Raw genomic sequence first — 19,569 nt, 5'->3', positions numbered from 1 at the left:
TATTGCTAACATCACGCCGACCGCCTGCAAGGAAACGTCTGTCCCTATGAATGCCGCAAAACGCCTGGAAATCTTCCGCAGGTTTCACGAAGACAATCCGGAACCGAAAACCGAACTGGCCTACTCCTCATCGTTCGAATTACTGATTGCGGTGATCCTTTCGGCTCAATCCACGGACGTTGGCGTTAACAAGGCCACGGCGAAGTTGTACCCCGTGGCCAATACACCTGCCGCGATTTACGCCCTGGGTGTGGAAGGCCTGTCCGAATACATCAAGACAATCGGCTTATATAACAGCAAGGCCAAGAACGTGATCGAGACATGCCGCCTGCTGTTGGAGCTGCATGGAGGCGAGGTACCACAAACCCGCGAAGCCCTCGAAGCCTTGCCAGGCGTGGGCCGCAAAACCGCGAACGTGGTGCTCAATACGGCGTTTCGGCAGTTGACCATGGCGGTGGACACGCACATTTTCCGCGTCAGCAACCGAACCGGCATTGCACGGGGCAAGAATGTGGTTGAGGTGGAAAAGCAGTTGATGAAGTTCGTGCCCAAGCCCTATTTGCTCGACTCCCACCATTGGCTGATCCTGCACGGACGCTACGTTTGCCAGGCCCGCAAGCCGCGCTGCGGCAGCTGCCGTATCGAAGACTTGTGCGAATACAAGGACAAGACCTCCGACGATTGAGCGATCATTGGTTTTTGTGATCAGGCGATTGAAAAAATCTTTTTTACCCGTTCGCGGATTATCGCTATAAGGAGCCCCAACGGCAGTCTTAGCCTGGAGTTGACCTTATGAGCGCTGGCAACGAACAACTGGAAGTGGAAGACGACCTCGTTGAGTCGGATGACGATGTGGTAGAGGCACCTGTGGCAGAGGTGGCCAAGACCAATTTAAGCAAACGCCGCACTATCGACAATCTTCTGGAAGAGCGACGCTTGCAAAAACAGCTGGCCGATTACGACTTCGATCTCTGATCGAGCCGTTGACGGCCGGAAGCCTCCCTGACGGAGGCTTTTTTCTGCCGGTTACACGGGTATTCAAGGGGGGCAATATCCTCCTAGACCAGGCCGTTGCGCTGGGCCAGTTCGATCAGGTCCACGAGGGACCTGGCATTGAGCTTGAGCAGCAAGCGCGTCTTGTAGGTACTGACGGTTTTGTTGCTGAGGAACATGCCATCGGCAATCTCCTTGTTGGTTTTGCCACGGGCCAGTTGCTGCAGCACCATCATCTCCCGCCCCGATAAGCGTTCGACCATGTCAGCTTCACTGGCATTGCCCATGGTTGACCGCACTGAGTTGAGCGCCTGGTTCGGGAAATAGCTATAGCCGGAAAGCACCGCCTTGATAGCACTGAGCAACTCTGTCAGATCCTGCTGCTTGCACACATAGCCGGCGGCACCCGCCTGCATGCAGCGCATGGAAAAATGGCCGGGAGCCTGGGACGTCAGCACCAGCACCTTGAACGAGACGGCTTGCTTGGTCGAAGCCAGCCGACAAATAACTTCCAAGCCGTCGAGCTTGGGAATTCCGATATCCAGTATCACAATATCCGGCATGTGTTCCCGTGCAAGTTGCAACGCATCGACACCGTTATCAGTCTCGGCAACGACCTCATAACCATGACGCTCCATTAGCATGCGCACAGCAAGACGAATGACGGGATGATCATCCACGATCAGCACTTTATTCATGAGAAAGTCCAATTTCGCTGTTCGAATTATTTAGAGCAAACACAATAGCCTAGTCGATTACTAGTTGGCATAGCATTCCACCCCGAGCAAGAGCAGGCAGAGACCCAACCCACAAGAAGATAGGAATTAACCTACAAAAATTCGCCAACTTAGATGCATGTAGCTTTATGGTTGCTTTCAGACCTTTCTCGGCGCGCACATATTTTGAGTGAAATGTCTGGGGCATGCGCCCCTGAAGGTAAACGTGCCGCACAAGACTTTCAGGAAATGCCCCTTGCTTGTCGCAATGACGCCCGCAAACCGAGCAGGAAAAACCGTCCGCATTAGTTCCATTTAACATATTTAAACACTTCCATAATTCCTACAGAAAATTCAACAACTAACATCTCCATTGCAACTACATGAGTGAATTTTCTGTCAGACATAGTTCCTCCTCAGATGTAAAAAATCATTCAACCTTAAAAACAAAAAGATAAAACCGGAAAATAATTGCGCAAGTTACGAAAAAACCTTAAACACACGCTAAACGCTAATAAACAGCGCGGCATCTAAAATCCAGGCAAAAAAAATGGCCCCTTGCATAAGGGGCCATTTTTCACGACAGGCGCACGGTTCAGAACAACGAGCGGCCCTTGTTGGCAGCAATGCGCATGCGCAGTGCGTTCAACTTGATGAAGCCTGCCGCGTCCGCCTGATTGTAGGCCCCGCCGTCTTCCTCGAAGGTGGCGATGTTGGAGTCGAACAGCGACTCATCGGATTTGCGGCCGGTGACGATCACGTTGCCCTTGTACAGCTTCAGGCGCACAACACCGTTCACATGAGCCTGGGAGGCGTCGATCATCTGTTGCAGCATCAGACGCTCAGGGCTCCACCAGTAACCGGTGTAGATCAGGCTGGCGTACTTGGGCATCAGCTCGTCTTTAAGGTGAGCGACTTCGCGGTCCAGGGTGATGGATTCGATGGCGCGGTGAGCGCGCAGCATGATGGTGCCACCTGGGGTTTCGTAGCAGCCACGGGACTTCATGCCCACGTAACGGTTCTCGACGATGTCGAGACGGCCGATACCATGCTGGCCACCGATCCGGTTCAGGGTCGCCAATACGGTGGCCGGGGTCATTTCAACGCCGTCCAGCGCAACGATGTCGCCGTTGCGGTAAGTCAGTTCCAGGTATTGCGCCTTGTCTGGAGCGTTCTCCGGGGAGACCGTCCATTTCCACATATCTTCTTCGTGCTCGGTCCAGGTGTCTTCCAGCACGCCGCCTTCATAGGAGATGTGCAGCAGGTTGGCGTCCATCGAGTACGGCGATTTCTTCTTGCCATGGCGCTCGATCGGGATGGCGTGCTTTTCAGCGTAATCCATCAGCTTTTCACGGGACAACAGGTCCCATTCACGCCACGGCGCAATGACTTTCACCCCTGGCTTGAGTGCGTAGGCACCCAGTTCGAAACGGACCTGGTCGTTGCCCTTGCCGGTGGCGCCATGGGAAATGGCGTCGGCGCCGGTTTCGTTGGCGATCTCGATCAGGCGCTTGGCGATCAGTGGACGTGCGATGGAGGTACCCAGCAGGTACTCACCTTCGTAGACAGTGTTGGCGCGAAACATCGGGAAGACGAAATCGCGGACGAACTCTTCGCGCAGGTCGTCAATGTAGATCTCTTTCACGCCCATGGCTTGCGCCTTGGCACGTGCAGGTTCGACCTCTTCACCCTGACCCAGGTCAGCAGTGAAGGTCACCACTTCACAGTTATAAGTATCCTGCAGCCACTTGAGGATCACCGAAGTGTCCAGGCCGCCGGAATACGCGAGAACGACCTTGTTTACGTCGGCCATGCCATCACTCCACGGGGTTGTACGGAAAGGCGACGATTCTACCGATCAAAACCGTGAAATTACAGGGGCGCGACAGCAAATGAAGATAAAGCGACAGATTATGTCGAGTGGGCGACCGATGGTCGCCCTTATGAGGTAGCCGCCGGGTTGCTCGGCGTAGTGGCCTGGGGCGCAGGTTTCTCAGGGGCAGCCACGCGCTCAAGCTGAATATTCACACGGCGGTTACGCGCGCGGTTGGCGGCATTGGTGTTGGGCGCCAAGGGGTAGCTTTCGCCATGGAAGCGCATCGTGATCTGCGATTCCTGGATGCCGTTGGCCTTGAAGTAGTCCATCACCGCCAGGGCGCGGCGGCGTGAAACGTCGCGGTTGGTCAGGCGGTTGCCACTGTTGTCCGAATGGCCGTTCAACTCGACATGGTTGACCGTAGGATCGGCCTTCATGAACGCCAGGATCACGGACAACTTCTTCTTGGCCGCCGCGTCCAGCTCAATGCCGCCGCCGGGAAAGCCCACTTCGGTCTGTTTGACCTGGTCGTAATTCATGGGCAGCAGCTTGGTGGTGCACAGCTGATAATCGCTGTAGGCCTTGTTGAACTTCACGGGCAGCAGGCGAATTTCCGAGTAACCGCCTTCACGCCCGTAATGCCGCACGGTGGGGCTGCGCCCTTCAAGCAAGCCCGTGAACAGGCGACCGGCCTGGGCCTGGGAGCTATTGAACAAAACGTCGCCGCTGCCGACACGCACGGCCCCAAGGTTGATATCACCTCGGCCCGGCTGCCACGGCGCGGCAGCGGCCAACAGGGTTGCCGAGCCGGCGCCGAGGCTGCTGCCATAGGTTTTCAGACGAAACGTCGCCTGCTCGCCGGCCCGGCGTACGAATTCACCGGAACCGAAATCGGTGATCGGCTGGGTCAGGCGGCACTCGAACTGGTCGCCCTCTACCTTCCACTCAATATTCTCCAGGCGTGTCTGGAACGTGAGGGCCGCCGCAGGCAGGCTGGCGAACACACTGAGCAGGGCTAGATAATGCTGGCGCACGGGAGGCTCCACTGGTTTCTACAACACTTCACAGCGTCATACATCGTTAAGGCATACCCCCCTGCTATCGGTCGCATCCTGCAAAACTTGATAGCGAGTGCCTGCAAGTGTCTTTTCCGGTAGCATCCCCACCAGATTGACCCGCCTGGAATCCCCAATGTCCGACCGCCTGACCCTGCTGCGTCCCGACGACTGGCATATTCATCTTCGCGATGGTGCTGCGTTACCTCAAACCGTGGCCGATGTCGCGCGCACGTTTGGCCGCGCCATCATCATGCCTAACCTCGTACCTCCGGTGCGCAATGCCGCAGAAGCCGACGCCTACCGCCAGCGCATCCTCGCTGCGCGACCGGCCGGCAGCCGCTTCGAACCGTTGATGGTGCTCTACCTGACCGACCGCACCCAGCCTGAAGAAATCCGTGAAGCCAAGGCCAGCGGTTATGTGCACGCCGCCAAGCTGTACCCGGCAGGCGCGACCACCAACTCCGATTCCGGTGTAACCAGTATCGATAAGATCCTGCCGGCGATCGAAGCCATGGCGGAGGTCGGCATGCCATTGCTGATCCACGGGGAAGTCACCCGTGGCGATGTGGACGTGTTCGATCGCGAAAAAATCTTCATCGATGAACACATGCGTCGTGTGGTCGAGCTGTTCCCCACGCTCAAGGTGGTGTTTGAACACATCACCACTGCCGATGCGGTGCAGTTCGTCAGCGAGGCGTCGGCCAACGTTGGCGCGACCATCACGGCCCATCACCTGCTCTACAACCGCAACCACATGCTGGTGGGCGGGATTCGGCCGCACTTCTACTGCCTGCCGATCCTCAAGCGCAACACCCATCAGGTAGCCCTGCTGGATGCCGCCACCAGCGGCAGCCCGAAGTTCTTCCTCGGCACCGACTCGGCGCCCCACGCCCAGCACGCCAAGGAAGCCGCATGCGGCTGCGCCGGCTGCTACACCGCGTTTGCCGCCATCGAGTTGTACGCCGAAGCGTTTGATCAGCGTAACGCGCTGGACAAGCTCGAAGGTTTCGCCAGCCTCAACGGCCCGCGTTTCTACGGCCTGCCGGCGAATACCGACCGCATTACCCTGGTTCGTGAAGACTGGACCGCCCCTGCCAGCCTGCCGTTTGGCGAGCTGACCGTTATCCCGCTGCGCGCCGGTGAAACACTGCGCTGGCGCCTGCTGGAGGAAAGCAAGTGAGTGAAGACCATTACGACGACGAACAAGAGCACGGCGGTGGCGGCTCGCGCCATCCGATGGCCGAGCGTTTTCGCGGCTATCTGCCGGTCGTCATCGACGTAGAAACCGGTGGTTTCAACTGCGCCACCGATGCCTTGCTGGAAATTGCCGCAACCACCATCGGCATGGACGAACAGGGCTTTGTGTACCCGGAGCACACCCATTTCTTCCGCGTCGAGCCGTTTGAAGGCGCCAATATCGAAGCCGCTGCCCTGGAATTCACCGGGATCAAGCTCGACCACCCACTGCGCATGGCGGTAAGTGAGGAAGCGGCGCTGACCGATATCTTCCGTGGTGTGCGCAAGGCGTTGAAGGCCAATGGCTGCAAACGTGCGATCCTGGTCGGTCACAACAGCAGTTTCGACCTGGGCTTCCTGAACGCCGCCGTGGCGCGGTTGGACATGAAGCGCAACCCGTTTCATCCGTTCTCCAGTTTCGACACCGCAACGCTTGCCGGCCTGGCCTACGGTCAGACCGTTCTGGCAAAAGCCTGCCAGGCAGCCGGTATAGACTTTGACGGGCGTGAAGCCCACTCGGCCCGCTACGACACCGAGAAGACCGCCGAGCTGTTCTGCGGCATCGTCAATCGCTGGAAACAGATGGGCGGCTGGGAAGACTTCAACGACTGAAATCAAATCCCGCGCATAAAAAAACCGGCCTTTTCAGGCCGGTTTTTTTGTACCGTTACGTTGGCTTACAGCTTGCCAGCGTTCTCGGTGAGGTAAGCCGCAACGCCTTCTGGCGAAGCGTTCATGCCTTTGTCGCCTTTTTTCCAGTTGGCAGGGCAGACTTCGCCGTGCTCTTCGTGGAATTGCAGCGCGTCGACCAGGCGGATGAGCTCTTCCATGTTACGGCCCAGCGGCAGGTCGTTGATGATCTGCGAGCGCACAACGCCCTTGTCATCGATCAGGAATGCGCCACGGAACGCCACGCCGCCTTCGGACTCAACGTCGTAGGCCTTGGCGATGTCGTGCTTCATGTCGGCAGCCATGGTGTATTTGACTTTACCGATGCCGCCGTCATTGATGGCGGTGTTGCGCCAGGCGTTGTGGGTGAAATGGGAGTCGATGGAAACCGCGACCACTTCAACGTTGCGCGCCTTGAAATCGTCCATGCGGTGGTCCAGGGCGATCAGCTCCGAAGGGCAGACGAAGGTGAAATCCAGCGGGTAGAAGAACACCAGGCCGTATTTGCCTTTGATGGCTTCAGACAGTTTGAAGCTGTCAACGATTTCGCCATTGCCGAGCACGGCTGGTACGTCGAAATCCGGGGCTTGTTTACCGACGAGTACGCTCATTGGATATCTCCTGATGTGGGGGTGACGATTGAAGCAAAAGGACAGGTCGAGTCTGCCGGGGAAAATCGACAGAAACATGACGCAATCGCGCTTCGTAAAGACCGACCATCATACACCGAAAAAACCGTTCGTCAGCGCATGGGCAATGTGCGCGGGATCGGGGATGAAACTATTTTGACAATCATTCTCGTTAACATTAAGATCCATCGCACTTAAGCCTTAAACCCGCGACGGTTCTCACTTATGTATGTCTGCCTCTGCACTGGCGTCACCGACGGACAAATCCGCGAAGCAATCTACGAAGGTTGCTGCAGCTATAAGGAAGTACGTGAAACCACCGGCGTTGCCAGCCAGTGTGGCAAATGTGCCTGCCTGGCCAAGCAAGTGGTACGGGAAACCCTGACGCAACTGCAGACAGCCCAGGCCGCGCTCCCCTACCCAGCAGAATTTAAACACGCCTGAATAGGCATGTTTTGAAGAACCGGACCTAGTGTTCGGTTTTTTTATGCCATTAATTCAAATAGTTAGCGCCAAGACGCGGAACACAAACATTCTTATTCCGATTAATTTTCATTTATTATTCAATAACTTAGGTTTGACACTAAGATTTTCACCGCTCAGACTCCGCCCTATACACAGCTATTACAGGGCAGGACCCCAGTCATGAAAGGCGACATCTCAGTCATCCAGCAACTCAACAAAATCCTTGCCAATGAACTGGTCGCGATCAATCAGTACTTTCTGCATGCGCGCATGTACGACGATTGGGGCCTGGAAAAGCTCGGCAAGCGTGAATACAAAGAGTCAATCAAGGCCATGAAGGACGCCGACGCGCTGATCAAGCGCATCCTGTTCCTGGAAGGCCTGCCGAACGTGCAGGACCTGGGCAAGCTGAACATCGGCGAGCACACCCAGGAAATGATCAGCAGCGACCTGGGCTTTGAGCGCAAGAGCCACAGTGACCTGAAGGCCGCTATCGCTCACTGCGAAACCAAGGGCGATTTCGGCAGCCGTGAACTGCTGGAAGATATCCTGGAAGATCAGGAAGAGCATATCGACTGGCTGGAAACCCAACTGGGCCTGATCGACAAGGTCAGCCTGGAGAACTACCTGCAATCGCAGATGGGCGAATAACTGCGCTTGCTATCACTGTAGGAGCGAGCTTGCTCGCGAAGGACTCCCAGGCAACGCGTTAAACCAGGCGCGCTGCGTTATCGTTGACGCTCTTCGCGAGCAAGCTCGCTCCTACAGAAAAGCTCAAAAAAAGCCCCGCTCTCTTGTGAGAAGCGGGGCTTTTTTATTGCCAATTAGGCGTCAGTCTTGGCCGCTGCTTTTTCCGCTGCGTCCTTGATCAGCGCTTGCAGGGAACCATCCGCTGCCATCTCGGTGATGATGTCGCTACCGCCAACCAGCTCACCGGCTACCCACAACTGCGGGAAAGTCGGCCAGTTGGCGTACTTTGGCAGGTTGGCGCGAATTTCAGGGTTTTGCAGGATATCCACGTAAGCGAACTTCTTGCCACATGCCATCACGGCCTGGGACGCTTTCGCGGAGAAACCGCACTGAGGCGCGTTTGGAGCGCCTTTCATGTAAAGCAGAATGGTGTTGTTGGCAATCTGCTCTTTGATCGTTTCGATGATATCCATGGAACACCTCTGCAGGAACTTTGCGACACACGGGTCGGCACGGTGGCGCATTGTAACGCAAAAATCCAGCAGGATCCTCAGGCCGCCGCCACCTTCACCGGTACGCCGTTGAGCGCCGCATTACCCGACAACTCATCCAATTGCCGCTCGTCGGTCAAGTCATTGGCACTCGCCCCCGGCTGGCTACTCGCGATGCTCATCTGCACGCCCGGGCGACCGTGGCCCCAGCCGTGAGGCAGGCTGACCACACCCGGCATCATGTCTGCACTGGCCACTACTTCCACTTCGATCATGCCGGTGCGCGAACTCACTCGCACCCGTTGGCCATCGCTCAACTGCCGTCTGGCCAGATCGTCGGGGTGCATCAACAGTTGATGGCGTGGCTTACCCTTCACCAGCCGGTGATAATTATGCATCCAGGAATTATTGCTACGCACATGCCGTCGCCCAATCAGCAGCAGTTCGTCGGCCACCGGCACCGGCTGCGCAGCGAAACGCGCCAGGTCCGCCAGGATCACGACCGGTGCCGCTTGCACCTTGCCATCCGCCGTTTTCAAACGCGCCGCGAGGTTGGGCTTGAGCGGTCCCAGGTCCACGCCATGGGGATGATCTGCCAGCATCGCCACCGATAGCTTATGACTGGATGCGTCACCGTAGGCACCCGCGCGCAGCCCGAAATCGATCATCTGCGCCGGCGGCAGGGTGGGTTTGAGCACCGCGCCAGTGTGCGCCGCGAATGCCTTGGCCAAGCCGACAAAGATCTCCCAGTCATGCAGCGCACCTTCCGGCTTGGGCAGGATGGCACGATTGAAGCGCGTGACATTGCGCACCGCAAACAGATTGAAGGTGGTGTCGTAATGATCGTTTTCCAGCGCCGAAGTGGAGGGCAAGATCAGGTCGGCATAACGCGTGGTCTCGTTGATATACAGGTCGATGCTGACCATGAATTCCAAGCCGTCCAGTGCTTGCTCCAATTGACGACCGTTCGGCGTGGACAGCACCGGGTTGCCGGCCACCGTCACCAAGGCGCGGATCTGCCCTTCACCCTCGGTCAGCATTTCTTCGGCCAGCGCCGACACCGGCAGTTCTCCACCGTACTCCGGGCGCCCAGACACGCGGCTCTGCCAGCGGTTGAAATGGCCGCCGCTGGTGGAGGCCACCAGGTCCACTGCCGGGCTGGTGCAGAGCGCGCCGCCGACGCGGTCCAGATTGCCGGTTACCAGGTTGATCAGTTGCCCCAGCCAATGGCACAACGTGCCAAACGCTTGGGTCGAGACACCCATGCGGCCATAACAAACGGCCTTGTCAGCGCCGGCGAAGTCCCTGGCCAGCTGGCGAATCTGCTCGGCAGGCACCGCACACTGGCGGCTCATGGCCTCGGCATCGAAGCCGGCCATCGCCTTGCGTACATCATCCAGGCCTTCCACCGGCAAATGGCTGTCGCGTGTCAGCCCTTCTGTGAACAACGTGTTGAGCACCCCAAACAACAACGCCGCATCGCCGCCGGGGCGCACAAACACGTGCTGGTCTGCGATGGCTGCTGTCTCGCTGCGCCGAGGATCGACCACCACCACTTTTCCGCCCCGCGCCTGGATGGCCTTGAGGCGTTTTTCCACATCAGGCACGGTCATGATGCTGCCATTGGAGGCCAGCGGGTTGCCGCCGAGGATCAACATGAAGTCGGTCTGGTCGATGTCGGGAATGGGCAACAACAGGCCGTGGCCGTACATAAGGTGGCTGGTGAGGTGATGAGGCAGCTGGTCTACCGAGGTCGCGGAAAACCGATTGCGCGTCTTCAACAGCCCTAGAAAGTAGTTGCTGTGGGTCATCAACCCATAGTTATGCACACTGGGGTTGCCCTGATACACCGCCACCGCGTTCTGGCCGTGCCTCGCCTGAATACCAGCCAGCTGCTCGGCCACCAGGGCAAAGGCTTCATCCCAGGCAATCGGCTGCCATTCGCTGCCCACCCGCCGCATGGGTTGGTGCAGGCGGTCTGGGTCATTCTGGATATCCTGCAGGGCCACGGCCTTGGGGCAGATATGGCCGCGACTGAAACTGTCCAGAGGGTCGCCCTTGATCGAGGTGATCGCCAGGCTACCGTCTTCGGCTTGGGTGGTTTCCAGGGTGAGGCCGCAGATGGCTTCGCACAGGTGGCAGGCACGGTGATGGAGAGTCTTGGTCATGGCCAGTCTCTTTTATAGGGGCTTTGGCTCAACTATGGGCCGCGACCACCTGGGGCGCCAGCAACCTTCGCGCTGTGAATCGACGGGCATAGGCCAGGGCATGGCTAAGCATGAGCAAATGTTTCAGAAACCTTGCCCACAGGCGCTGAAACCGACGCGACCTGGCCCAAGCCCGCCCCCGCGCATTGCAAAAGGCCTGGACGCCAGTGTACAAATGGCTCGCTGCTGTCAGGAAATCGTCTTCAAACGCGCGTCAGCGCCCTGCTTGAACACCCCTAAAACCGTAGCCCCTATTGGTAAAACGCGACATTTAATGTCAATATCGCGTCTTCCCCTATTTCGTCGCCCCGTGCGGCTTTCGCCGCAGGTCTCGCCCGTTGTCGCAATAAACAAGGCTTTGAGTATCTGCGGTCTGTTGCAAAAGGTAGTTAATGATGAGCGCAAGGCACTTTCTCTCCCTGATGGATTGCACGCCCGAAGAGCTGGTCAGCGTGATCCGTCGAGGCATTGAGCTTAAAGACCTGCGTAACCGCGGTGTACTGTTTGAGCCGTTGAAAAACCGTGTGCTCGGGATGATTTTCGAAAAGTCCTCGACCCGCACGCGCCTGTCGTTCGAAGCCGGCATGATCCAACTGGGTGGCCAGGCGATCTTCCTGTCACCGCGAGACACCCAGTTGGGCCGTGGTGAGCCGATCAGCGATTGCGCCATCGTGATGTCGCGCATGCTCGATGCCGTGATGATCCGTACCTTCGCCCACAGCACCTTGACCGAATTTGCCGCCAACTCCCGTGTGCCCGTGATCAACGGCCTGTCCGATGACCTGCATCCCTGCCAGTTGCTGGCCGACATGCAAACCTTCCTCGAACACCGTGGCTCGATCCAAGGCAAGACCGTGGCCTGGATCGGCGACGGCAACAATATGTGCAACAGCTATATAGAAGCAGCGATCCAGTTCGACTTCCACCTGCGTATCGCCTGCCCTGAAGGCTACGAGCCCAGCGCCGAGTTCATGGCCAAGGCCGACGGTCGTGTGCAACTGCTGCGCGATCCAAAAGATGCAGTGGTCGGCGCTCACTTGGTCAGCACCGACGTCTGGACCTCCATGGGCCAGGAAGACGAAACCGCCAAGCGCCTGGCCCAATTCGCGCCGTTCCAAGTGACTCGCGCGTTGCTCGACCTGGCCGCGCCGGACGTGCTGTTCATGCACTGCCTACCCGCCCACCGGGGCGAAGAAATCAGCCAGGACCTGCTCGACGATCCGCGCTCAGTCGCGTGGGATCAGGCCGAGAACCGCCTGCATGCGCAAAAAGCCTTGCTCGAATTCCTCGTACCACCGTCGTACCACCACGCATGAGCCAGCCATTACTGCTGAACCTGCGCAATCTGGCATGCGGCTATCAAGACCAACGTGTGGTGCAGAACCTCAACCTGCATCTTAACGCCGGCGATATCGGTTGCCTGCTCGGCTCTTCGGGCTGCGGCAAGACCACTACCCTGCGCGCGATTGCAGGCTTTGAGCCGGTGCATGAAGGCGAAATCAGCCTGGCGGGCGACATCATCTCCCGTGCCGGTTTCACCCTCGCGCCGGAGAAGCGTCGCATCGGCATGGTGTTCCAGGACTACGCATTGTTCCCGCACCTGAGCGTGGCTGACAACATCGCCTTTGGCATTCGCAAACACCCGCAAAAAGAGCGCGTGGTCGCCGAGTTGCTGGAACTGGTCAACTTGAAGAACCTGGGCAAGCGCTTCCCCCATGAGCTTTCCGGTGGTCAGCAACAACGCGTCGCCCTCGCCCGCGCGCTGGCGCCGGAACCGCAACTGCTGTTGCTGGATGAACCCTTTTCCAACCTCGATGGAGAACTGCGCCGCAAGCTCAGCCATGAAGTGCGCGACATCCTCAAGGCACGCGGCACCAGCGCGATCCTGGTGACCCATGATCAGGAAGAGGCCTTCGCCGTCAGCGATCACGTCGGGGTCTTCAAGGAAGGCCGGCTAGAGCAGTGGGACACGCCCTACAACCTCTATCACGAACCGCAGACGCCTTACGTCGCCAGTTTCATCGGCCAGGGTTATTTCATCCGTGGTCGGCTGAGCTCGCCGGAATCGGTCAGCACTGAACTGGGCGACCTGCGCGGCAACCGTGCCTACACCTTGCCAACCGGTGCTGCGGTGGATGTACTGCTGCGCCCGGATGACATCGTTTACGCACCGGACAGCGCGTTGAAAGCCCGGATCGTCGGCAAGACCTTCCTCGGCGCCTCAACGCTGTACCGGTTACAGCTGCCGACCGGCGCGCAATTGGAGTCGATTTTCCCCAGCCATGCCGATCACCAAGTGGGCGCAGAGGTGGGGATTCGTGTGGCGGCTGAACATTTGGTGGTGTTCCAGGCATCCGGCAGCACAGCGGCGCAGATTCCTGCTGTTGAGTCAGGCGTGCGCCGCCACAGCGTCGCTCACTGACAAAACCGGGTCAAACTGTGGGAGCTGGCTTGCCTGCGATGCAGACAACTCGGGTTATCTGGTACACCGCGTTGATGCTATCGCAGGCAAGCCAGCTCCCACATTTGATCCTCATAGACTTCAAAAAATGATTATCAGGCCCGACCGATCGGTGCGAATTTGGCCTGGGTATGTTCAGCCAACACCGCCGCGGGCAATTCAACTTCCAAGCCCCTTCTGCCCGCACTGACAAAAATCGTTGCAAAGGGTTGCGCCGTTTCATCGATAAACGTGCGCAAGCGCTTTTTCTGCCCCAACGGACTGATGCCACCCAACAGATAACCCGTGGAGCGCTGCGCCGCTGCCGGATCAGCCATTTCGACTTTCTTCACACCCGCAGCGTGAGCCAGGGCTTTCAAGTCAAGACTTCCGACGACCGGCACCACCGCCACCAACAATTCACCCTTCTCGCTGCTCGCCAACAGCGTCTTGAACACCTGGGCCGGGTCCAGGCTCAATTTCTCCGCGGCCTCCAGCCCATACGAGGCGGCCTTGGGATCATGTTCATAACTATGCACACGATGTTCGGCGCGAACTTTTTTCAACAGGTCCAATGCAGGGGTCATAGCGGCTCCGGGCGGGCAAACTGATGGCCAATTCTAGGCCAAGCCTACCTAAAACGCTCTAGCACAGACCTATCACCGCTAAAGCAATGCGCCTTGGCCATGATCATTCACCACACCAATAGTTCGGAAATGACCAATGGTTCACTTTCGACCTTTGACAGCGGTCATTCTTGTCTATATTTTTTCGTTTCCGAATACCGTAGGAATTATCCTCTGGTACTCCGCAGTAAGCCGCGATCCAGGATGGGGATCCTTCTCGCGGTGAATATCGCGCAGCTGCCCGTTGAGGCCGTGCGCAAGACAAGAACAACAATTGAGGTTTTCCATGACAACTGCTCTTCAACAGCCTTCACTTTCGAGCCAATGCATGGCCGAATTCCTGGGCACCGCGCTGCTGATCTTTTTCGGTACAGGATGCGTCGCCGCGCTCAAGGTCGCGGGTGCGAGCTTTGGCTTGTGGGAAATCAGTATCATCTGGGGGGTCGGCGTGAGCATGGCGATCTACCTGAGTGCCGGTATTTCCGGGGCTCACCTCAACCCGGCGGTCAGTATCGCCCTGTGCATCTTTGCCGATTTTGAAAAGCGCAAACTGCCTTTCTATATTCTTGCCCAGGTCGCCGGCGCCTTTTGCTCCGCCGCCCTGGTGTACACGCTCTACAGCAATCTGTTTTTCGATTACGAACAAACCCACCACATGGTCCGCGGCTCCCAAGCCAGCCTGGAATTGGCCTCGGTGTTCTCCACCTATCCTCATGCACTACTGAGCACGGCTCAGGCGTTCCTGGTGGAAATGGTCATCACCGCGATCCTGATGGGTGTGATCATGGCGCTCACCGATGATAACAATGGCCTGCCACGCGGCCCGCTGGCGCCCCTGCTGATCGGCTTGCTGATCGCCGTGATCGGTAGCGCCATGGGCCCGTTGACCGGTTTTGCGATGAACCCGGCACGGGATTTCGGCCCCAAGCTGATGACCTTTTTCGCCGGTTGGGGTGAAATGGCCTTTACTGGCGGTCGCGATATTCCTTCCTTCCTGGTGCCGATTTTCGCCCCGATCGTCGGCGCATGCCTCGGTGCCGCGGCCTATCGCGGGCTGATTGCCCGCCACCTGCCGAGCGCCGCACCGGCTTTAGCTGAAGAAACACCTGACACGGCTGTCAACGGCAAGACTCGTATTTCCTGAAAGCGCCAGCCTGGTCCCCTGCCCTTCGCGGCCCAGGCTGATTTCTGACTTCCTTATTTCGTCCAAGGCAATTGACATGACCGACCTTCAGAATAAGAACTACATCATTGCCCTTGATCAGGGCACCACCAGTTCCCGGGCGATCATCTTCGATCGTGACGCCAACGTGGTGTGTACCGCCCAACGTGAATTCGTCCAGCATTACCCGCAGGCCGGCTGGGTTGAACATGACCCGATGGAAATCTTCGCCACCCAGAGCGCGGTGATGGTCGAGGCACTGGCCCAGGCGGGCCTGCACCATGACCAGGTGGCCGCCATCGGTATCACCAACCAGCGCGAAACCACCGTGGTCTGGGACAAGATCACCGGCCGCCCGATCTACAACGCCATTGTCTGGCAGTGCCGCCGCAGCACCGAGATCTGCCAGCAGCTCAAGCGCGACGGCCATGAGCAATACATCAGCGACACCACGGGCCTTGTGACCGACCCGTACTTCTCCGGCACCAAGCTCAAGTGGATCCTCGACAACGTCGAAGGCAGCCGCGAACGTGCCCGCAATGGCGAACTGCTGTTCGGCACTGTCGACAGCTGGCTGATCTGGAAATTTACCGGCGGCAAGACCCACGTCACCGACTACACCAACGCTTCGCGCACCATGCTCTTCAACATCCACACCCTGGAATGGGATGCGAAGATGCTGGAGATTCTCGACATTCCGCGGGAAATGCTCCCTGAAGTGAAGTCGTCATCGGAAATCTACGGTCGCACCAAGAGCGGCATCGCTATCGGCGGCATTGCCGGTGACCAGCAAGCGGCCCTGTTTGGCCAGATGTGCGTGGAAGCGGGCCAGGCCAAGAACACCTACGGCACCGGCTGCTTCCTGCTGATGAACACCGGCGACAAGGCGGTGAAATCCAAGCACGGCATGCTCACCACCATCGCCTGCGGCCCGCGCGGTGAGGTGGCCTATGCCCTGGAGGGCGCTGTCTTCAACGGCGGCTCCACCGTGCAATGGCTGCGTGACGAGCTGAAGATCATCAACGATGCCCACGACACCGAATACTTTGCCGGCAAGGTCAAAGACAGCAACGGCGTGTACTTGGTACCCGCCTTCACCGGCCTCGGCGCGCCCTACTGGGACCCGTATGCCCGTGGCGCACTGTTCGGCCTGACCCGTGGCGTACGCGTGGACCACATTATTCGTGCAGCCCTGGAGTCGATTGCCTACCAGACCCGCGACGTCCTCGACGCCATGCAGCAGGACTCGGGCGAACGCCTCAAGGCCCTGCGCGTGGACGGCGGCGCGGTTGCCAACAACTTCCTGATGCAATTCCAGGCCGACATCCTCGGCACCCAGGTCGAACGCCCGCAAATGCGTGAAACCACTGCCCTCGGCGCGGCCTACCTGGCGGGCCTGGCGTGTGGCTTCTGGGGCAGCCTGGACGAGTTGCGCGGCAAGGCAGTGATCGAGCGCGAGTTCGAACCACAGCTGGATGAGGCGGCCAAAGAGAAACTCTACGCCGGCTGGCAAAAAGCCGTGAGCCGCACCCGTGACTGGGAACCGCACGAGGGCGCTGAATAAGGTTGTAACTGGCAGGGAGCGGATTCCTGCGTCATCATGGGCCACTTTTGTATGGCAGCCCAAAGGACGCCCCATGAATCTGCCTCCCCGCCAACAACAAATCCTCGAACTGGTCCGCGAACGCGGCTACGTCAGTATCGAGGAAATGGCGCAGCTATTCGTTGTCACCCCGCAAACCATCCGCCGCGATATCAACCAGCTGGCGGACGCCAACCTGTTGCGCCGCTACCACGGCGGCGCAGCCTATGACTCCAGTGTCGAAAACACCGCGTACGCCATGCGTGCCGACCAGATGCGCGACGAGAAGCAACGCATCGGTGAAGCCATCGCCGCGCAGATTCCCGATCATGCCTCGCTGTTCATCAACATCGGCACCACCACCGAATCCATCGCCCGGGCGCTGCTCAATCACAGCCACCTGAAAATCATCACCAACAACCTCAACGTCGCCACCATGCTCAGTGCCAAGGACGACTTCGATGTGTTGCTCACCGGCGGCAATGTGCGCCGTGACGGTGGCGTGGTGGGCCAGGCCAGTGTCGACTTCATCAACCAGTTCAAGGTCGACTTTGCCCTGGTGGGCATCAGCGGGATCGACGAGGACGGCAGCCTGCTGGACTTCGATTACCAGGAAGTGCGAGTTTCCCAGGCAATCATCGCCAATGCGCGGCAAGTGATTCTGGCGGCAGACTCCAGCAAATTCGGGCGCAATGCCATGATTCGCCTGGGGCCGATCAGCCTGGTGGACTGCCTGGTGACTGACCAGCAGCCAGTGCCGGCGTTGGTGCAAGTGCTGAATGAGCACAAGGTGCGGCTGGAAGTGGTGTAGCGCCTGTTCAGGCGTCATCGCGGACAAGCCCGGCTCCCACAGTTTGAAATGCGATCAAATGTGGGGAGCCGGGCTTGCCCGCGATGACGGCCTCACTCACACCAATACATTCACCTTTGTTCATAATTCTTCCTTTCCCCACCCTTCGATGAGTTTTTTCAATCGAAGTCGGGTGGCTGTGCCCGCAATTATCAGCTACCATTTTCGCAAATGAACATTAATGTTCGAATTCCAAGACGAAAAGATCGCGAGGCCAGCCGATGAACCCTTCCACCTTGCCTGCTCCACCGCTTGCCGAAGTCTATGACGTTGCCGTAATTGGTGGCGGGATCAATGGCGTCGGGATTGCGGCAGACGCAGCCGGTCGCGGTTTGTCGGTATTCCTTTGCGAAAAGGATGACTTGGCCAGCCACACCTCCTCGGCCAGCAGCAAGCTGATCCACGGTGGCCTGCGTTACCTGGAACACTACGAATTTCGCCTGGTGCGCGAAGCCCTGGCCGAACGTGAGGTACTGCTGGGCAAAGCCCCACACATCGTCAAGCAAATGCGCTTCGTACTGCCGCACCGCCCGCACCTGCGCCCGGCGTGGATGATTCGCGCTGGCTTGTTCCTCTATGACCACTTAGGCAAGCGCGAGAAGCTGGCAGGCTCCAAAAGCCTCAAGTTCGGTGCAGACAGCCCGCTGAAAAGTGAAATCACCCAAGGCTTCGAATACTCCGACTGCTGGGTCGATGACGCCCGCCTGGTCGTGCTCAACGCCATGGCCGCCCGCGAAAAAGGCGCGCATATCCATACGCAAACCCGTTGCGTCAGCGCCCATCGCAGCAACGGCCTGTGGGAAATGAACATGGAGCGTGCCGACGGCAGCCTGTTCTCGATCCGCGCCCGCGCCCTGGTGAATGCTGCCGGCCCTTGGGTGGCCAAATTCATCAAGGACGACCTGAAGCTGGATTCGCCCTACGGCATCCGCTTGATCCAGGGCAGCCACCTGATCGTGCCGCGCCTGTACGAAGGCGCCCACGCGCATATCCTGCAGAACGAAGACCAGCGCATCGTCTTCACCATTCCGTACCTGAACCACTTGACCATCATCGGCACTACCGACCGCGAATACACCGGCGACCCGGCTGCAGTGGCGATCACCGAAGGTGAAACCGACTACATGCTCAAAGTGGTCAACGCGCACTTCAAGAAACAACTGAGCCGTGACGATATCGTCCACACCTACTCCGGCGTGCGCCCGCTGTGCAACGACGAGTCGGACAACCCATCGGCCATCACGCGTGATTACACCCTGGCCTTGTCCGGGGGCACCGGCGAAGCGCCGATCCTGTCGGTATTCGGTGGCAAGCTGACCACCTATCGCAAACTGGCTGAGTCGGCCATGGCCCAACTGGCGCCGTACTTCACCCAGATGCGCCCTAGCTGGACCGCCACGGCCAGCCTGCCCGGCGGCGAACACATGACTACCCCAGAGGCCCTGGCCGATGCCATCCGCGCCAAGTTCGACTGGGTACCGAGCGAGATCGCCCGTCGCTGGTCCACCACCTACGGCAGCCGCACCTGGCGGCTGCTGGAGGGCGTGCAATCGCTCGCCGATCTGGGTGACCACCTGGGTGGCGGCCTCTATACCCGCGAAGTCGACTACCTGTGCGCCGAAGAGTGGGTGACGCAACCGCAGGACGTGCTGTGGCGTCGTACCAAACTTGGCCTGTTCACCACACCGCAGGAGCAGGAAAACCTACAGCGCTACCTGTCCAAGGTCGAGCAGAACCGCAGCAAGATCGAAGCCGCCTGACCACCCTACTGTAGGAGCGAGCTTGCTCGCGAAAAACCTGAGAGCGCCGCGTTTATTCAGCATAAACGCGGCGTTTTTGCGTTTTTCGCGAGCAAGCTCGCCCCTACGGACTATTCGGTTTTCCGAACACGCCCCTCTACCCTATTCGGTTTGCCGGACTATCAACCGAGAATATTGCC

The 19,569-nt window shown here is 58.6% G+C and carries 19 protein-coding genes; 12 read left to right on the top strand and 7 right to left on the bottom strand.

Annotated features, from left to right (window positions below; genetic code table 11):
* Positions 1-46 precede the first annotated feature (46 nt).
* Entirely contained in the window at positions 47-685 is a 639-nt protein-coding gene (nth, locus tag CER19_RS20955) for an endonuclease III (RefSeq protein ID WP_116667826.1), read from the top strand.
* Between the two features lie 107 nt (positions 686-792).
* Positions 793-975 carry a PA3496 family putative envelope integrity protein gene (locus CER19_RS20950; RefSeq protein WP_014717144.1) on the top strand — a complete coding sequence of 61 codons (183 nt, stop codon included), beginning with the start codon at positions 793-795 and terminating at the stop codon, positions 973-975.
* Between the two features lie 83 nt (positions 976-1,058).
* Here CER19_RS20950 and CER19_RS20945 read toward each other — a convergent pair whose 3' ends face one another.
* From CER19_RS20945 to CER19_RS20935, 3 genes are all read right to left on the bottom strand, one after another.
* Entirely contained in the window at positions 1,059-1,691 is a 633-nt protein-coding gene (locus CER19_RS20945) for a response regulator transcription factor (protein WP_003188986.1), read from the bottom strand.
* A 613-nt stretch (positions 1,692-2,304) separates the two neighbouring features.
* Positions 2,305-3,522 carry an argininosuccinate synthase gene (locus CER19_RS20940; protein WP_003188984.1) on the bottom strand — a complete coding sequence of 406 codons (1,218 nt, stop codon included), beginning with the start codon at positions 3,520-3,522 and terminating at the stop codon, positions 2,305-2,307.
* 128 nt (positions 3,523-3,650) lie between these two features.
* A complete protein-coding gene (locus CER19_RS20935; protein WP_116667825.1) occupies positions 3,651-4,559 on the bottom strand; it encodes an OmpA family protein in 909 nt (302 codons plus the stop codon).
* Positions 4,560-4,716: 157 nt separating this feature from the next.
* On the opposite strand from CER19_RS20935, the gene pyrC reads away from it, so the two are divergent.
* Complete coding sequence (gene pyrC, locus CER19_RS20930) at positions 4,717-5,763, top strand: dihydroorotase (RefSeq protein WP_116667824.1); 1,047 nt, start codon at positions 4,717-4,719, stop codon at positions 5,761-5,763.
* On the top strand, positions 5,760-6,431 hold the full coding sequence (gene rnt, locus CER19_RS20925) for a ribonuclease T (protein ID WP_003188980.1): 672 nt from the start codon (positions 5,760-5,762) through the stop codon (positions 6,429-6,431). Before pyrC ends, rnt begins: the two co-directional genes overlap by 4 nt.
* A 65-nt stretch (positions 6,432-6,496) precedes the next feature.
* Here the strand turns inward: rnt and CER19_RS20920 are convergent, their stop codons facing one another.
* Complete coding sequence (locus CER19_RS20920) at positions 6,497-7,099, bottom strand: peroxiredoxin (protein WP_003172097.1); 603 nt, start codon at positions 7,097-7,099, stop codon at positions 6,497-6,499.
* A gap of 243 nt (positions 7,100-7,342) precedes the next feature.
* Between CER19_RS20920 and CER19_RS20915 the strand changes: the two genes are divergently transcribed.
* Positions 7,343-7,561, top strand: coding sequence for a bacterioferritin-associated ferredoxin (locus CER19_RS20915; protein ID WP_003188977.1), 219 nt, complete (start codon positions 7,343-7,345; stop codon positions 7,559-7,561).
* Positions 7,562-7,762: 201 nt separating this feature from the next.
* Positions 7,763-8,233: a bacterioferritin gene (gene bfr, locus CER19_RS20910; protein ID WP_012722487.1), complete on the top strand. Its 471-nt coding sequence runs from the start codon at positions 7,763-7,765 to the stop codon at positions 8,231-8,233.
* A 173-nt stretch (positions 8,234-8,406) separates the two neighbouring features.
* Here the strand turns inward: bfr and grxD are convergent, their stop codons facing one another.
* Positions 8,407-8,745 (bottom strand): Grx4 family monothiol glutaredoxin, encoded by a 339-nt coding sequence (gene grxD / locus CER19_RS20905; protein ID WP_116667823.1) that lies wholly within the window; start codon positions 8,743-8,745, stop codon positions 8,407-8,409.
* A gap of 77 nt (positions 8,746-8,822) precedes the next feature.
* A complete protein-coding gene (locus tag CER19_RS20900) occupies positions 8,823-10,931 on the bottom strand; it encodes a molybdopterin oxidoreductase family protein (RefSeq protein WP_116667822.1) in 2,109 nt (702 codons plus the stop codon).
* 434 nt (positions 10,932-11,365) lie between these two features.
* Between CER19_RS20900 and argF the strand changes: the two genes are divergently transcribed.
* Both argF and CER19_RS20885 read left to right on the top strand, forming a co-directional pair.
* The gene (gene argF / locus CER19_RS20890; RefSeq protein ID WP_003188973.1) at positions 11,366-12,286 is read left to right on the top strand and encodes an ornithine carbamoyltransferase; all 921 of its coding nucleotides are present in this window, start codon (positions 11,366-11,368) and stop codon (positions 12,284-12,286) included.
* The gene (locus CER19_RS20885; protein ID WP_116667821.1) at positions 12,283-13,392 is read left to right on the top strand and encodes an ABC transporter ATP-binding protein; all 1,110 of its coding nucleotides are present in this window, start codon (positions 12,283-12,285) and stop codon (positions 13,390-13,392) included. The genes argF and CER19_RS20885 overlap by 4 nt, the downstream gene beginning before the upstream one ends.
* A gap of 134 nt (positions 13,393-13,526) precedes the next feature.
* On the opposite strand, the gene ybaK is transcribed toward CER19_RS20885, so the two are convergent.
* On the bottom strand, positions 13,527-13,997 hold the full coding sequence (gene ybaK, locus CER19_RS20880; protein ID WP_014717137.1) for a Cys-tRNA(Pro) deacylase: 471 nt from the start codon (positions 13,995-13,997) through the stop codon (positions 13,527-13,529).
* Positions 13,998-14,322: 325 nt separating this feature from the next.
* On the opposite strand from ybaK, the gene CER19_RS20875 reads away from it, so the two are divergent.
* From CER19_RS20875 to glpD, 4 genes are all read left to right on the top strand, one after another.
* Positions 14,323-15,180 (top strand): MIP/aquaporin family protein, encoded by an 858-nt coding sequence (locus CER19_RS20875; RefSeq protein ID WP_116667820.1) that lies wholly within the window; start codon positions 14,323-14,325, stop codon positions 15,178-15,180.
* A gap of 76 nt (positions 15,181-15,256) precedes the next feature.
* Positions 15,257-16,762: a glycerol kinase GlpK gene (gene glpK / locus CER19_RS20870; protein ID WP_032893327.1), complete on the top strand. Its 1,506-nt coding sequence runs from the start codon at positions 15,257-15,259 to the stop codon at positions 16,760-16,762.
* 73 nt (positions 16,763-16,835) lie between these two features.
* The gene (locus CER19_RS20865) at positions 16,836-17,591 is read left to right on the top strand and encodes a DeoR/GlpR family transcriptional regulator (RefSeq protein ID WP_003188962.1); all 756 of its coding nucleotides are present in this window, start codon (positions 16,836-16,838) and stop codon (positions 17,589-17,591) included.
* A gap of 260 nt (positions 17,592-17,851) precedes the next feature.
* A complete protein-coding gene (glpD, locus tag CER19_RS20860) occupies positions 17,852-19,390 on the top strand; it encodes a glycerol-3-phosphate dehydrogenase (RefSeq protein WP_116667819.1) in 1,539 nt (512 codons plus the stop codon).
* The last annotated feature ends 179 nt before the right edge of the window (positions 19,391-19,569 follow it).

This window comes from Pseudomonas sp. GL93 (assembly GCF_003408955.1).
GTDB lineage: Bacteria > Pseudomonadota > Gammaproteobacteria > Pseudomonadales > Pseudomonadaceae > Aquipseudomonas > Aquipseudomonas paracarnis.
The sequence above is the reverse complement of the archived record's forward strand: the minus strand, read 5'-3'. Positions and strand labels throughout refer to the sequence as shown.